Source organism: Saccharopolyspora sp. NPDC003752 (assembly GCF_053605825.1).
Genome location: NZ_JBSGJZ010000003.1, coordinates 333,494 through 347,629, shown reverse-complemented (window position 1 = coordinate 347,629; position 14,136 = coordinate 333,494). Strand labels below are relative to the sequence as shown.

General features: G+C 70.1%; 13 protein-coding genes. 6 read left to right on the top strand and 7 right to left on the bottom strand.

What is annotated here, in order from left to right; genetic code table 11:
• Positions 1-125: 125 nt before the first annotated feature.
• The 4 genes from mmuM to ACWEV3_RS06775 form a co-directional block, all read right to left on the bottom strand.
• Positions 126-1,025: a homocysteine S-methyltransferase gene (gene mmuM / locus ACWEV3_RS06790; RefSeq protein ID WP_452612937.1), complete on the bottom strand. Its 900-nt coding sequence runs from the start codon at positions 1,023-1,025 to the stop codon at positions 126-128.
• A gap of 104 nt (positions 1,026-1,129) precedes the next feature.
• Positions 1,130-2,026 carry a sugar ABC transporter permease gene (locus tag ACWEV3_RS06785; RefSeq protein WP_358570412.1) on the bottom strand — a complete coding sequence of 299 codons (897 nt, stop codon included), beginning with the start codon at positions 2,024-2,026 and terminating at the stop codon, positions 1,130-1,132.
• A 1-nt stretch (position 2,027) separates the two neighbouring features.
• Positions 2,028-2,951, bottom strand: a complete 924-nt coding sequence (locus tag ACWEV3_RS06780) for a carbohydrate ABC transporter permease (RefSeq protein WP_452612936.1) — start codon at positions 2,949-2,951, stop codon at positions 2,028-2,030.
• A gap of 211 nt (positions 2,952-3,162) precedes the next feature.
• The gene (locus tag ACWEV3_RS06775) at positions 3,163-4,395 is read right to left on the bottom strand and encodes an extracellular solute-binding protein (protein ID WP_452612935.1); all 1,233 of its coding nucleotides are present in this window, start codon (positions 4,393-4,395) and stop codon (positions 3,163-3,165) included.
• A gap of 193 nt (positions 4,396-4,588) precedes the next feature.
• Between ACWEV3_RS06775 and ACWEV3_RS06770 the strand changes: the two genes are divergently transcribed.
• From ACWEV3_RS06770 to ACWEV3_RS06760, 3 genes are all read left to right on the top strand, one after another.
• The gene (locus ACWEV3_RS06770) at positions 4,589-5,611 is read left to right on the top strand and encodes a LacI family DNA-binding transcriptional regulator (protein WP_452612934.1); all 1,023 of its coding nucleotides are present in this window, start codon (positions 4,589-4,591) and stop codon (positions 5,609-5,611) included.
• A 137-nt stretch (positions 5,612-5,748) separates the two neighbouring features.
• A complete protein-coding gene (locus tag ACWEV3_RS06765) occupies positions 5,749-7,335 on the top strand; it encodes a glycoside hydrolase family 13 protein (RefSeq protein WP_452612933.1) in 1,587 nt (528 codons plus the stop codon).
• A 62-nt stretch (positions 7,336-7,397) separates the two neighbouring features.
• Positions 7,398-8,243 carry a M23 family metallopeptidase gene (locus ACWEV3_RS06760; protein WP_452612932.1) on the top strand — a complete coding sequence of 282 codons (846 nt, stop codon included), beginning with the start codon at positions 7,398-7,400 and terminating at the stop codon, positions 8,241-8,243.
• 149 nt (positions 8,244-8,392) lie between these two features.
• Here ACWEV3_RS06760 and asnB read toward each other — a convergent pair whose 3' ends face one another.
• The gene (asnB, locus tag ACWEV3_RS06755) at positions 8,393-10,321 is read right to left on the bottom strand and encodes an asparagine synthase (glutamine-hydrolyzing) (protein WP_358570397.1); all 1,929 of its coding nucleotides are present in this window, start codon (positions 10,319-10,321) and stop codon (positions 8,393-8,395) included.
• A gap of 276 nt (positions 10,322-10,597) precedes the next feature.
• Between asnB and ctaC the strand changes: the two genes are divergently transcribed.
• The 3 genes from ctaC to ACWEV3_RS06740 all read left to right on the top strand — a co-directional run bounded on the left by ctaC (position 10,598) and on the right by ACWEV3_RS06740 (position 12,463).
• Entirely contained in the window at positions 10,598-11,536 is a 939-nt protein-coding gene (gene ctaC / locus ACWEV3_RS06750; RefSeq protein WP_452612931.1) for an aa3-type cytochrome oxidase subunit II, read from the top strand.
• A 42-nt stretch (positions 11,537-11,578) separates the two neighbouring features.
• Entirely contained in the window at positions 11,579-11,977 is a 399-nt protein-coding gene (locus ACWEV3_RS06745; protein WP_132482754.1) for a cytochrome c oxidase subunit 4, read from the top strand.
• Positions 11,978-12,178: 201 nt separating this feature from the next.
• A complete protein-coding gene (locus ACWEV3_RS06740; RefSeq protein WP_132482756.1) occupies positions 12,179-12,463 on the top strand; it encodes an Lrp/AsnC family transcriptional regulator in 285 nt (94 codons plus the stop codon).
• Between the two features lie 57 nt (positions 12,464-12,520).
• Here ACWEV3_RS06740 and trpD read toward each other — a convergent pair whose 3' ends face one another.
• Together trpD and ACWEV3_RS06730 are read right to left on the bottom strand one after the other, a co-directional pair.
• On the bottom strand, positions 12,521-13,579 hold the full coding sequence (gene trpD / locus ACWEV3_RS06735) for an anthranilate phosphoribosyltransferase (RefSeq protein WP_452612930.1): 1,059 nt from the start codon (positions 13,577-13,579) through the stop codon (positions 12,521-12,523).
• Positions 13,580-13,705: 126 nt separating this feature from the next.
• The gene (locus ACWEV3_RS06730) at positions 13,706-14,113 is read right to left on the bottom strand and encodes a response regulator (RefSeq protein WP_132482761.1); all 408 of its coding nucleotides are present in this window, start codon (positions 14,111-14,113) and stop codon (positions 13,706-13,708) included.
• Between the last annotated feature and the right edge of the window lie 23 nt (positions 14,114-14,136).

Here is a 14,136-nt window from a genome sequence, read left to right as displayed (position 1 = left end):
ATGCGCGTCCTTCCGCCGACGAATGGATAACGCATTGCACCGCAGATCCGGTACGTCGGAAAAGAACTTGCCGTTGAACTGTCCGGTAAATGTTTGGCCGGGATGGCGATCGGCTCAGCGCCGGCTCAGTCGGCCGGATCAACCAGCGCGTCCGCCACGGCCGCGATGTCCTCCGGGCGCACCCGGCAGCAGCCGCCGATCACCTGGGCGCCCGCCGCGCGCCAGCCGCGGGCCTCCTCGGCCGACAGCCGGGCGCGGCCGGTCCACGCGCGCCGCTGCGCATCCCAGCCCTCGCCGCTGTTGGGGTACACGACGATCGGCTTTTCCGTTGCGGCCCGGGCGATTTCGATCGCGGGCAGCACGTCGTCCGGCGCCGAGCAGTTGACGCCGACGGCGATGATCGCGTCGCTGCCCGCCGCCACGGCGAACGCCTCCGCCAGCGGCTGGCCCGCGCGGGTCCGGTCGCCGCTGATGGTGAACGACAGCCAGGCCGGGACGTCCAGGCCGTCGATCGCGTCCACCAGCGCCTCCGCCTCGTCCACGTCCGGAACGGTCTCCAGCGCGAAGACGTCGGGGCGGACCTCCGCCAGCACCTCCAGCCGCGGCCGGTGGAAGTCCTGCAGCCGGCGCTTGGTCAGGCCGTAGCGGCCCCGGTATTCCGAGCCGTCGGCGAGCATCGCGCCGTACGGTCCGATCGACGCCGCCACCCAGCGGTGCCGGCCCGGCTCGACGTCGCCGGCCAGCCGCGCCAGCTCCACGCTCCGCTGCATCAGCCTCGCCGCGTCGGCGCGTTCGATGCCGCGCTCGGCGAACCCCTCGAAGCTCGCCTGGTAGCTCGCCGTCGTCGCGATCTCCGCGCCCGCCCGGAAGAACGCGGCGTGCGCCGCGACGATCTCCTCCGGCGCGTCCGCCAGCAGGCGTGCCGACCACAACGCGTCGGACAGGTCGTGGCCCTGTGCTTCCAGCTCGGTGGCCAGGCCGCCGTCCAGGATCATCGATGCGCCGCTGAGGCTGAACGCGTTCATGCCACCCACCCTAGTGCGGATCGGGCCGCAGGCCCGACAAACGATCACGCTCCGCACCCGGCGCCACGCTCCGTCCCCCGGAGCCGGCGCCCCGCCCGGGCGGCTCAGCCCTTGACGCTGCCCGCCGAGAGGCCGCTGACGAGGAAGCGCTGGACCAGGTAGAACACGATCACCGCGGGCACCGCCACCAGCACCGACGCGGCCGCGAGGTGGCCCCACTCGGCGCGGTTCTGCTGCACGAACACCTGCAGGCCCACCGCCAGCGTCTTCGACCGGTCGCCGGCCGACAGGAACGCCGACGCGAACGCCACCTCGCTCCAGGCCACGATGAACGAGTAGAACGCCGTCACCGCCAGCCCGGGTTTGGCCAGCGGCAGCACCAGCCGCCAGAACACGCCGAACGGCGACAGCCCGTCCACCCGGCCCGCTTCGTCGATGTCGCCGGGGATTCCGTCGAAGTAGCCCTTCAGCATGTAGGTGCAGAACGGGATCGCGGTGCTGCAGTACACCAGCACCAGCCCGAACGCGCTGCCCTGCAGGCCCAGGCCCAGCAGGATGTTGTAGAGCGGCACGATCAGCACCGCGAACGGGAACATCTGCACCACCAGGAACGACAGCAGCAGCCAGCGCCGCCCCGGGAAGCGGAACCGGCTCGCCGCGTAGGCGGTGGTGGCCGCCAGCAGCACCCCGAGCACCGTCGTCAGCGCCGCGATGAGCACCGAATTGCCGAACCAGCTCAGGAACGCGCCCTTGGCGCCGGCGAGCACGTCCCGGTAGTTGTCCAAACTGGACTCGTTGAACAGCGTCGGGGTGGCTTCGATCGCCTTGGCGTTGGGCTTGAACGAGACCACCACCACCCAGAACACCGGGAACACCGCGATCAGCGACGCGACGATCAGGGCCGAGTGCAGGCCGATGCTCGCCGCCGTGGACCTCCGGCGCCCCCGGCCCGGCTCGGCGGCCGCGGACGTCGCCTGCAGCGATGCTGCGTCGATGGTCATCTCAGAGCACCTCTCCCCGCCGGGCCATCGCGCGGCGGTAGATCGTCGCGAACACCAGCAGCACCGACAGGATCAGCACGCCGTAGGTGGAGGCGATCGCGTAATCCCGGGTCGCGCCGGCGAAGAACCGCTCGAAGGCGTAGCTGACCAGGATCCTGGTGTGCGGGTTGTTCCCGGTGATCAGGTAGATGACCGGGAACATGTTGAACGTCCAGATCACGCCGAGCAGCACCACCGCGCCGGACACCGGCCTCAGCCCCGGCAGCGTCACGTGCACGAACCGGTGCCACGGCGACGCGCCGTCCATCTCCGCGGCCTCGTACAGGTCCGCCGGGATGGCCTGCAAGCCGCCCAGCAGCGCCACCATCATGAACGGCACGCCCAGCCACACGTTCACGACGATCACCGACACCAGCGCCAGGTCCGACTGCCCGAGCCACACCTGCGCGGGCAGCCCCACCGACTCCAGCGCCCAGTTGATCAGCCCGTACTCGGCGTTGAACAGGTACCGCCAGGCGAACGCGCTGATGAACACCGGCACGGCCCACGGCAGGATCAGCAGCACCCGGTACAGCCCGCGCAGCCGCATCCGCCGGTTGAGCAGCAGCGCCAGCGCCAGCCCGATCGCGTAGTGGCTGACCACGCACGCGGAGGTCCAGATCAGCGTGCGCACCAGCGTCGACCAGAACGAGCCGTACGCCGGATCGCCGGAGAGCACGTTCAGGTAGTTGGCCGGCCCGACGAACTCGTAGCTCGCCTCGCGGTCCAGCACCGGGTTGGCGATGTTGGTGTCGTTGATGTCGGTGAACGAGAAGAACAACCCCTGCAGCAGGGGGAACACCACGAGCAGCGCGAGCACCGCGACGACCGGCGAGATCATCGCGTAGACGAACCAGTGCCGCGCCAGGAGATTCCGCAACCGCATTGAAGCCGCCTCAGAACTTTGTTGGTGGATTCGGTTCCGGTCCTCGCGCCCGACGCGACGCCGGCCGCACGCCGCGGAGCGCGCAGCCCCGACGCCGCGTGCCGCCGCAATTTCAATGGAAATCAGAGGTTCGATTTCCATTGAAATTGCGTCCCGGCACCCCTCTGGGGGACGCCGCATCGCACGCGGAGCGCGAGGAACGGTCCGGGTTTCAGCGCAGCGCGTAGTCGGTCAGGACCGAGGTCTTGTAGGTCTGCGCCGTTTCGTCCAAGGCCTTCTGGACGTCCTTGCGCCCGGACAGGATGTCGGCGTAGGAGGTCTGCAGCGGTTCGAGGAGCTCGCTGTTCTCCGGGATCCACGGCCGGGAGTGCGCGTTGGTCGCCAGCGGCCGGAACGCGGACACCACCGGGTTCTGCGCCACGGCGGGGACGTCGTAGGCGGACTTGCGGGTCGGCAGCAGTCCGAGCTTCTCCGCGACCTTCGCCTGGTTCTCCGCGCTGCTCATGCACTGGACGAACTTCACCGATGCCTCGGTGGCGTCGCTGCCCTGCCGGATCACGTAGTCGTGCCCGCCCACCGGCGACGGCGTCGCGGAGCCCGGAACCGGGGCGATGCCGAGGTTCGACGGGTCGGCGAACGGCTCCGATTCGGTGAACTCCGAGACCGCCCACGGCCCGTCGATGACCATCGCGACCTCGCCGCTGGTGAACGCCGCCTTCATGCTGCTGTAGGAGTTCGGCTGGTCCAGCGCGGTGCGGGCGGCCTTCGCGTCGATGAGGTCCTTGGCGACCTGCACGCCGCGCACCGCTTCCGGCGCGTTCACCGTGATCAGCCGCGCCTCGGTGTCCACGAGGTCGCCGCCGAAGGTGTAGATGAACGGCAGCGCGTAATACTCGTCGTTGTTGATGAACAGTGCTCGGTCGCCGCCGAGCTTCGGCGCGACGGCCTTCAGCTCGTCCCAGCTCTTCGGCGGGGTCACGCCGGCCTCCGCGAGCTGCTTCTTGTTGTAGAACAGCGCGAGCGCGTCGGTGACCTGCGGGACGCCGTAGGTCTTGCCCTGGAACTCGGTGGATTCCAGCGGTGCGGCGAGGAAGTCTCCGGTGTCGGCCGCCAGCGGGGTGCCGGAGAGGTCTTGGATCAGCCCGGCCTGCGCCAGCTGCGCGACCCAGCCGACGTCGGCGCGCAGCACGTCGGGGCCCTGCCCGCCCTGCGCCGCGGTCTTGTAGTTGTTCAGCGCCTGGTCGAAGGCGACCGCTTCGACGCGCACCTGGTAGCCGCCGGTGCGGCCGCACTCGGCGGCGATCTCGCCGAACACCGGGCTTTCCGCGGATCCGCTGGTGTCCCAGAAGACGACCTCGCCTGCGTTCCCGGCGTCGCTCCCGCAGCCGGCGGTGAGCGCGCCGACCAGGCCCAGGGCGGCGGCGACCGTGGCCCTTGATCTCATGTGCGGACCTCCTGTTTGCAAAAATTTGCGAACGACTGGCGTTAAATTCCATACCCGAAATGTGACGCAAGTCAAGGTGTTCAGGTATAAATGGGTCGCGGAGCGGTGAGCTGAGTTGCGCGACGATTGCAAAATATTTCGGCCGTGTGCAGGATTGTGGCGGCAGACGGTCCCGGTGCGGAGGAGCGGAGCAGTGGCGGGTCTGGCCGATATCGCCCAGGCGGCAGGGGTGAGCGTGTCCACGGTGAGCCGGGTGCTCAACCGCAAGGCCGGCATCAAGGAGGAGACCCGGCAGCGCGTGCTCGAAGTGCTCAGCCAGATGCCGCACACCGCGCGCGGCGTCGGCGCGCTGCGCCGCACCGGCGTCGTCGGCCTGCTGGTGCCGGAACTGTCCAACCCGGTCTTCCCGGCCTTCGCCGAAGCCCTGGAGAGCCGCGCCGCGCTGGCCGGTTACGCGACGCTGCTGTGCAACACGCGCGCCGCGATGACCGAGCGGGAGTACGTCCGGATGCTGGTGGCGCGGGGCGTCGAGGGCATGATCTTCGTGTCGCCGGAGATCGCCAACCCGGACAACGACGAGCGCAAGAGCCGCAACTACTACGAGGAACTCGGCGCCGAAGGCGTCCGGATGGTGTTCGTCAACGGCGGCGCGCCGAGCCTGGACGTCCCGGACATCACCGTCGACGAGCACCTCGCGGGCTACGCGGCCGCGACGCACCTGCTCGAACTCGGCCACCGGCGGATCGGCTTCGTCAGCGGCCCGGCCCGCGCGCTCCCGTCCCGGCTGAAGCGGGCCGGCTGGGCCGCGGCGCTGGAGGAAGCCGGCGTCGAGCCGGCCGCGGAGCTCGTCGCGAACGCGCCGTTCGGCGCGGAGGGCGGCGCCGAGGCGATGGGCCGGCTGCTCGACGGCCCGCGGCCGACCGCGGTGCTCTGCTCGTCGGACGTCATGGCGCTCGGCGCGATGCGCGAAGCCAAGCGCCGCGGCCTGAGCACTCCCGAGGACCTCTCGGTGGTCGGCTTCGACGACATCCCGCTGGCCGCGTACTGCCAGCCCGCGCTCACCACGCTGGCGCAGCCCATCCACGACATGGCCGCCGCGGCGGTCGACGAGCTCGCGCGGCAGCTCGACCCGGACGAGCCGGGGCGCAGCTCGGCGGGCTTCAGCCGCATGTTCCGCCCGACCCTCATCGCCCGGGAATCCACCCGGCGGATCTGACCTCGACGCGGTGGTGATTTCGCGCGAAATCGCCACCCGGCGGGCGTGGGGAACGCCGATTTCGCGCGAAATCGCCGCTGCCCGCGTGCACCCGACCGAAGGCACGACCGGAAGCAAGTCCGAAGACGGGAGCAGAGATGTCTCAGAACTGGTGGCGGGACGCGGTCGTCTACCAGGTCTACGTGCGCAGCTTCGCCGACAGCGACGGCGATGGCATCGGAGACCTGGCCGGGGTGCGCGACCGGTTACCGCACCTGGTGCGGCTCGGCGTCGACGCGGTGTGGCTGACCCCGTTCTACCCGTCTCCGATGGCGGACGGCGGCTACGACGTGGCCGACTACTGCGACGTGGACCCGATGTTCGGCACGATGACCGACTTCGACGAGCTGCTCGCGCAGGCGCATTCGCTCGGGCTGCGGGTCCTGGTCGACGTGGTGCCCAACCACACCTCCGACCGGCACCCGTGGTTCGCCGAGGCGCTGGCGGCCGCCCCCGGCGCCACGGCCCGGGATCGCTACGTCATCCGGGACGGGCGGGGCGAGGACGGCGAACTCCCGCCCAACGACTGGGAATCCATCTTCGGCGGTCCGGCGTGGACCAGGCTCGCCGACGGCCAGTGGTACCTGCACCTGTTCGCGCCGGAGCAGCCCGACCTGAACTGGCGGAACCACCAGGTGCGCGCGGATTTCCGGAAGGTGCTGGCGTTCTGGCTGGACCGCGGCGTCGACGGCTTCCGGATCGACGTCGCGCACGGCATGATCAAGCACCCGGACCTGCCGGACACCGGGCTGGACAAGCAGATCTCCCTGCTGGGGCGCGGCGAACTGCCGTACTTCGACCAGGACGAGGTGCACGAGATCTACCGCGACTGGCGGCAGCTGTTCGACTCCTACGAGGGCGCGCGCATCGGGGTGGCCGAGGCTTGGGCGTCGACCAGCGAGCGGCTGGCGCGCTACGTCCGGCCCGACGAACTGCATCAGGCGTTCAACTTCGCGCTGCTGGAGGCGCCGTGGTCGGCGGCCGGTTTCCGGGCCGTGGTCGAGGAATCGCTGGCCACCACCGCCCGGGTCGGCGCCACCACGACGTGGGTGCTCGGCAACCACGACGTGTCGCGACCGGTGACCCGCTACGGCGACGGCGAGCCGGGGACGCGGCGGGCCCGCGCCGCCGCCCTGTTCAGCTTCGCCCTGCCCGGCTCGGTGTACGTCTACCAGGGCGAGGAACTCGGCCTGCCCGAGGTGCTGGACCTGCCCGACGAGGTGCGGCAGGACCCGATCTGGGAGCGCTCCGGCCGCACCGATCGGGGCCGCGACGGCTGCCGGGTGCCGATCCCGTGGTCCGGCGATCGGCCGCCGTTCGGCTTCGGCTCGGCGGACAGCTGGCTCCCGGTGCCGGGGGAGTGGGCGGAGTCGACTGTGGCCGCGCAGGACGCCCGCGACGGCTCGGTGCTGCGGACCTACCGCGACGCTTTGGCCCTGCGGCGCGGTAATCCGGCGCTCGGCGACGGCACCTTGCAGTGGCTCGACGCGCCGGAAGGCGTGCTGATCTTCCGCCGGGAACCGGATTTCGCGTGCGCGGTGAACTTCGGCGCCTCGCCCGTCGAGCTGGACCTGCCGGGAGACCTGCTGCTGCGCAGCGACGGCGCGGCCGACTGGAGCGGGACGCTGCCCGCCGACACCGCGGTCTGGCTGACGACGGGAAAGATTAACCACGAATCCTCCTAACAGGTCTGTTCTTGCCCGACCCGCCGTGATCGCATGAATCCCCCTGGTGCAGGAGGTGGTTCATGTTTCGACGATTAGGCACGGGCCTGGCGGCGGTGGTGCTCGCCGCGCTCGGCGTGGTCGGGTTCGGGCAGGCGCCCGCGTCCGCCGCACCGAACTTCCAGGTCCCATTCCAGTGCGGGCAGACCCTGACGGCCGCGACCTTCAGCGGTCACAACCCGCAGTACTCGGTGGACTTCCAGAAGTCCGGCATCACCGGGATGCCGGTGCTGGCCTCGGCGGCCGGCACCGTGACCCGGGTGGCGAACGAGGGCGACGTCAGCTACGGCCGCTGGGTCGAGATCGACCACGGCAGCGGCTGGCGGACCCGCTACGCCCACCTGTCCACCCAGAGCGTGTCGGTGGGGCAGCAGGTGAGCCTGGGCACGAAGATCGGCACGGCGGGCGCGACCGGCGGCGTCACCGGTCCCCACCTGCACTACGAACAGCGGCTCAACGGCGCCGTGGTCAAGGCGACGCTCAACGGCGTCGCGGTGCCCTACTACGGCCACACGTCGTTCACCAGCAAGAACAACTGCAACGGCAACCCGTACTCGCCGACCGAGGTGTGCGGGGCCGGCTACAGCGTGATCGACGAGGCGGGCCTGTCCGGCGCGGGCACGGTCTACCTGCTCTACAACGCCTCGAACAAGAACAACTGCGTCGTGACGCTGAAGGCGACCTCACTCGGCACCGCCTCGCCGACGGCGGCGTTCCTGGAGGTGCAGGGGAAGACCCGGGCGACCGACTCCGGCAACTTCACGTACTACGCGGGTCCGGTCCGCCAGGAGGCGGGCACGACCTGCGTCAAGTGGGGCGGCTCGGTGGGTGACAAGTCCTACGCCAGCCCCTTCGAGCACTGCGGCTGACCGGCAGCGCGCGACCCGTGCGTGCTTTGTGCTGCTATGGCGACACAAAACACGCACGGGCTCAGCCAGGCGGAACGTTCATCCGCCCCGGCCCGACAACAGAAATGGCCCGCCCACCACGAGGTGAGCGGGCCGTTTCGCGGAAGCCGTCAGAGGCGGACCGGGTAGTGGGGCTCCGGGACCTCGGGGGACAGGCGGCCCTCGATGAAGATCCCGTGCCAGAGCATGAACACCAGCAGCGCCCACAGGCGGCGGCTGTGGTCCAGCACCCCGGAGCGGTGCTCCTCCAGCAGCTGCAGCACCGCCGTGCGGTCGAGCAGGTGGTCGGTCTGCGACTGCTGGATGATGTTGCGCGCCCAGTCGTGCATCTCGTCGCGCAGCCAGTGCTTGATCGGCACCGGGAAGCCGAGCTTGCGCCGGTTGATCACGTGCGCGGGCACCACCTGGTACATCGCCTGGCGCAGCGCGTACTTCGTGGTCTCCCGGGTGATCTTCTGCTCCAGCGGGATGGTGCTGGCGACCCGGAACACCTCCGGGTCCAGGAACGGCACCCGCAGTTCCAGCGAGTTGGCCATCGTCATCTTGTCGGCCTTGACCAGGATGTCGCCGCGCAGCCAGGTGAACAGGTCCACGTGCTGCATCCGCGTCACCGGGTCCCAGCCCGCCGACTGCCGGTACGGGCCGGCCGTGACGTCCTTGTGCGACACGCCCGGGTCGAAGCTGCGCATCACGTTGCGGAGCTGGTCGTCGCGGAAGATGCGCGCGTTGCCGTAGTAGCGCTCCTCCAGGCTCAGCGCCCCGCGGCGCAGCAGGTCCTTGCCGCGCACGCCCTCCGGGATGGCGGTGGAGACCTTGCCCATCGCCTTGCGCAGCGCGCCCGGCACCTTCTCGAACGGCGCCAGCGACAGCGGCTCGCGGTAGATCGTGTAGCCGCCGAACAGCTCGTCGGCGCCCTCGCCGGAGAGCACCACCTTGACGTGCTGGCGGGCCTCCCGGGCGATGAACCACAGCGGCACCAGCGCCGGGTCGGCCACCGGGTCGTCGAGGTACCAGATGATCAGCGGCAGCGTCTCCATCATCTCCTCGGCGGAGACGGTGCGGACCACGTGCTTGACGCCGATCGCCGCGGCCGACTCGGCGGCCACGTCCACCTCCGAGTAGCCCTGCCGCTCGAAGCCGGTGGTGAAGGTGATCAGGTTCGGGTTGTGCTCCTTGGCCAGCGCCGCGATGGCCGTGGAGTCGATGCCGCCGGAGAGGAACGAGCCGACGGTGACGTCCGCGCGCATGTGCTTGGCGACGGAGTCGCGCATCACGTTGACGATCTCGTCGTGCAGGCGCCGCGCGTCGGCGTCGGTGTTGACCGGCCGGGACTGGAAGTTCGGCTGGAAGTACCGCTCGGTGACCAGCTGCCCGCCCGGGGACACGGTGAACGAGGTGCCCGACTCGATGCGGCGGATCTGCCGGTGCAGCGTCTCCGGCTCCGGCACGTACTGAAGCACCATGTAGTGCTGCAGCGCCTTGTGGTCCAGCTCCTCGGCGATCCGCAGCGTGCTGGCCAGGCTCAGCAGGCTCTTCTTCTCGCTGGCGAACGCCACGCCACCCGGCCCGGCCGCGTAGAACAGCGGCTTGATGCCGAACGGGTCGCGCGCCCCGAAGACCACCTTGCGCTCGTTGTCCCAGATGAGGAACGCGAACATGCCGCGCAGCCGGCCGACCACCGAGGTACCGAGGTAGTGGTACGCGGCGACGATCACCTCGGTGTCGCCGTCGGTGCTGAACCGGGCCCCGAACCGCTCGATCAGCTCGGCGCGCAGCTCCAGGTAGTTGTAGATCTCACCGTTGAAGTTGATGGTGTAGCGCTGCGGGGTCTCCGGTGGGCCCCAGGTCAGCGGCTGGTGCGAATGCTCCAGGTCGATGATCGACAGCCGGTTGAAGCCGAAGACCACCTCGCCGCCGTGCCAAGTGTCGCTTTCGTCCGGGCCCCGGTGTCGTTGACACGGCAGCGCATTGGCCACCGCGTTAACGGCGAAGCCGGCGTTCTCTTCGGTGGGACAAATGAGTCCAAGCAGGCCGCACACGCGTCTGGTGCACCTCTTCGAATCGGCGGTGTCGTCTTCAGCCCCCCACAGCTCGCCCCAGTATGCCGTCCGTCCGGCCGCGCGCTGCACGCGCGGGGGCCCGCGGAGGCTGCGCTCGCGCACCTGGCAGCGATCTACGCCCCCGGAGCAGTATCGCGGCTACACCTGGGCTAGGCTCTGCGCAGGATTCCGGCGGCAGATCCCCGGTGTCGTCTCAGGACGAGGCCGTGATCACCAGGCCGCAGTGGAGAGCTTTGCACGAGGAGGCGTCGCGCAGTGGGCCTGAAGGAGGGGACCCGAGTGCCACGGCTGGTCAAGGTCGCTGGTCTGATCGGCCTGGTTGGTGTCGCGGCCACGGGCTGCACGACCGACGAGGTCCTGCGGTTCGGCTGGCCAGAGGGTGTCACCCCGCAGGCCGAGGCGATGCGGAACCTGTGGACCTGGTCGGTGATCGCGGCACTCGCGGTCGGTGTGATGGTGTGGGGCCTGATCTTCTGGACGGTGGCCTTCCACCGCAGGAAGAAGGGCCAGGAGGAGCTGCCCCGGCAGTTCCAGTACAACCTGCCGCTGGAGCTGATCTACACGGCGATCCCGTTCGTTCTGGTCGTCGTGCTGTTCTACTTCACGGCGGTCACCCAGAACACGGTGCTGGCCAAGCCGGCCAACCCCGATCAGCGGGTGAACGTGGTCGCGTTCCAGTGGAACTGGGAGTTCAACTACCCGGAGTACAAGACCCCGGACGGGCAGCCGGTGCGCACCATCGGCAGCAGCAGCGAGATCCCGCTGCTGGTCGTCCCGGTCGACGAGCGGGTCGAGTACAGCATCTCCGCGACCGACGTGATCCACTCGTTCTTCGTTCCGGAGTGGCACTTCAAGCGGGACACCTTCCCGTACCCGGACAAGAACAACCAGGACAACATCTTCCAGAACACCATCAACCGCGAAGGTTCCTTCGTCGGCCGGTGTGCGGAGCTGTGCGGCACGTACCACTCGATGATGAACTTCGAGGTGCGGGCGCTGTCCCAGGACAAGTTCGACCGGTACATGCAGCTGCGGACGCAGGTCAACCCGCAGACCGGCCAGCCGTACACCGCCGCCGAGGCGCTCGGCTCCATGAACTGCGGCGAGCTGTGCACCCCGCACGCGGTGACCGGCGTTCCGTTCAACACCGAGCGCACCGGCGGCGTGCCGTCCGGTCAGGTCGGGGCCAAGTAGGAGTGCCCTCGGCAGGGCGTACGGCGTGAGAGCGAGGACTCCATGAAGGTCGAATCCAAGATCTTCAACTACATCACCATCTTCTTCTTCCTGTCCGCGATCGTGTACGGGGTCTGGGCCAAGGAGCCGGTCGGCACCGTGGCGCTGATCCTGGTCGGCGGTCTGTCCCTGATCATCGGCAGCTACTTCTCGTTCGTGGCTCGCCGCATCGAGGACCGGCCGGAGGACAACCCCGACGCCGAGATCAGCGACGGCGCCGGCGAGCTGGGCTTCTTCAGCCCGGGCAGCTACTGGCCGGTGGGCCTGGCGGCCTCCGCCGCCTTCGCCGGCCTCGCCCTGGCGTTCTTCCACGTGTGGATGATCGTCATCGCCGTCGGCTTCGTGCTGATCATGGTCGCGGGCCTGGTGTTCGAGTACCACACCGGCCAGAGCGACCACTGACGAACGCACCGAACGCAGGCCCCCGAGTCCACCGGACCCGGGGGCCTGCGCCGGTTCAGGGGCGATTTCGTCGATCGGCGTGCGTGGCGGTGCGAGCTGGGTCCCGCACCGCATGCGGCTGACGCCGCATCCCGAAACGACCCGATAGGATCTTTTCCAGCGCCTTCAGAGGCCGCGAACCCGCAGCAGGAGGTTTTTGTCGTGATCACCGCGATCGTGCTGATCCAGACCGCCGCCGACCGCCTGACCGAGGCGGCCCAGGAGATCGCCGACCTCGACGGCGTGGACGAGGTCTACTCCTGCGCGGGCGACGTCGACCTGATCGCGATGCTGCGGGTGTCCCGCCACGAGGACCTGGCCGAGATCGTGCCGGGCCGGATCAACAAGGTCGAGGGCGTCCTGGGCACCGACACCCACATCGCGTTCCGCTCCTACTCCCGCAAGGACACCGAGGCCGCGTTCTCCATCGGGCTCGAAGACCAGTGACCGACCCCTCGTGAGCGTTCGCCCCGGTGAGAACCGGCTTCCGCGCTCACGAGCGGTTCAGGCGCCGAGCTGGGCGCGGAGAGCGCTGGAGCGGGCCGCCCAGCGGTCGAGGAGGTCCGCGGCGGCACCGGAGTCGATCGCGTTCGCGACGCGCTCCAAACCGGCGCTGAGCTGGCCGCTGAGATCCGTTCCCGGCCCGTCGTAGGCCACGGCCGCGCCGGCCGCGTTGAGCAGCACAGCGTCCCGCACCGGGCCCTTGGCACCGGCCAGGAGGTCGCGGACCGCCTTCGCGTTGACCATCGCGTCGCCGCCCTGCAGGTCCTCCGGGCGGCTGAGGGGGATGCCGAAGTCGCGCGGGTCGAGCCGGTCCTCGCGGACCGTGCCGTCGTGCACCGCCCACACCGTGCTGGCGGCCGTGGTGGTGATCTCGTCCATGCCGTCGTCGCCGCGCACCACCAGCGCGGAATTGCCGCGGGCGGCGAACACCTCGGCCACCACCGGCGCCATCCGCGGGTCGGCGCAGCCGATCAGGCCGGCCGCCGGCCGCGCCGGGTTGGTCAGCGGCCCGAGCACGTTGAACGCCGTCGGGATGCCGATCTCGCGGCGGGGCCCGCCCGCGTGCTTGAACGCCGGGTGGAACACCGGCGCGAAGCAGAAGCCGATGCCGACCTCGTCGATGCAGCGCCGCACGCCTTCGGGCACCAGGTCGATGGCGACGCCGAGCTCCTCCAGCACGTCCGCCGTGCCGCACTTCGACGAGGCGGCCCGGTTGCCGTGCTTGACCACGGTGACGCCGGAGGCGGCGAGCACGATCGCGGCCATCGTGGAGATGTTCACGCTGCCGGAGCGGTCGCCGCCGGTGCCGACGATGTCCACCGCGCGCTGCGTGATCTCAAGGGGCCGAGAGTGCGCGAGCATGGCGTCGGCCATGCCGCGGACCTCGGCGGGCGTCTCGCCCTTGGCGCGCAGCGCGACCACGAAGGCCGCGATCCGCGCGGGGCTGGCCTCGCCGGACATGATCAGGTCCATCGCCCAGGCGGTGTCCTCCGCGGAGAGATCCTCACCCGCGACGAGGCTGCCCAGCAGTCCCGCCCAGTTTCCCGCCTTGGTTCCCACGTTCTTCACTCCGTCTTCAGCGAGCGGGTCTTCAGCGAGCGGCGGCCCGGGGCCGCGCGCCCCGCAGCGGCGGTGCCTCCCGCCCGGGTGGCCGCGCCGCTGCGCAAATCATCCCGCAACGCGCGGTCAGGCGGGTACCGGCTTGCCCTGCGAGCGCAGGACCTCCGCGACCGTCTCCGCGGCGGCGAGCGGGTCCAGCGGGTGCACCAGGACCGCGTCGGCCTGGGACCAGGTCGCCAGCCAGCGGTCGTCCTTGCGGCGCACCGCGACCACCACCGGCGGGCACTGCTCGATTTCGTTCTTCAGCTGCCGGGACACGCCCATGCCGCCGGTCGGCTGCGCCTCGCCGTCCAGGATCACCAGGTCCACGCGTCCCGCGTCGACCTCGCTGAGCACGTCCGCGACGGTGCCGGCCTCGACGTAGTGCAGCCGCGCGAGATCCGGGGCCGGGCGGCGCCCGATCGCTGTGATGATCGCCTCCCGGACCTCGGGGCGATGGCTGAACACGAGAACGTTCGTGGTCGGTGTGCTCATCACTAGCTCCTCGCTGGTCGGCG

Bases quoted from the DNA above. Each gene is read 5' to 3' on its own strand.
- mmuM (WP_452612937.1), bottom strand. From the start codon at position 1,025: ATGAACGCGTTCAGCCTCAGCGGCGCATCGATGATCCTGGACGGCGGC.
- ACWEV3_RS06785 (WP_358570412.1), bottom strand. From the start codon at position 2,026: ATGACCATCGACGCAGCATCGCTGCAGGCGACGTCCGCGGCCGCCGAG.
- ACWEV3_RS06780 (WP_452612936.1), bottom strand. From the start codon at position 2,951: ATGCGGTTGCGGAATCTCCTGGCGCGGCACTGGTTCGTCTACGCGATG.
- ACWEV3_RS06775 (WP_452612935.1), bottom strand. From the start codon at position 4,395: ATGAGATCAAGGGCCACGGTCGCCGCCGCCCTGGGCCTGGTCGGCGCG.
- ACWEV3_RS06765 (WP_452612933.1), top strand. From the start codon at position 5,749: ATGTCTCAGAACTGGTGGCGGGACGCGGTCGTCTACCAGGTCTACGTG.
- ACWEV3_RS06760 (WP_452612932.1), top strand. From the start codon at position 7,398: ATGTTTCGACGATTAGGCACGGGCCTGGCGGCGGTGGTGCTCGCCGCG.
- ACWEV3_RS06745 (WP_132482754.1), top strand. From the start codon at position 11,579: ATGAAGGTCGAATCCAAGATCTTCAACTACATCACCATCTTCTTCTTC.
- ACWEV3_RS06730 (WP_132482761.1), bottom strand. From the start codon at position 14,113: ATGAGCACACCGACCACGAACGTTCTCGTGTTCAGCCATCGCCCCGAG.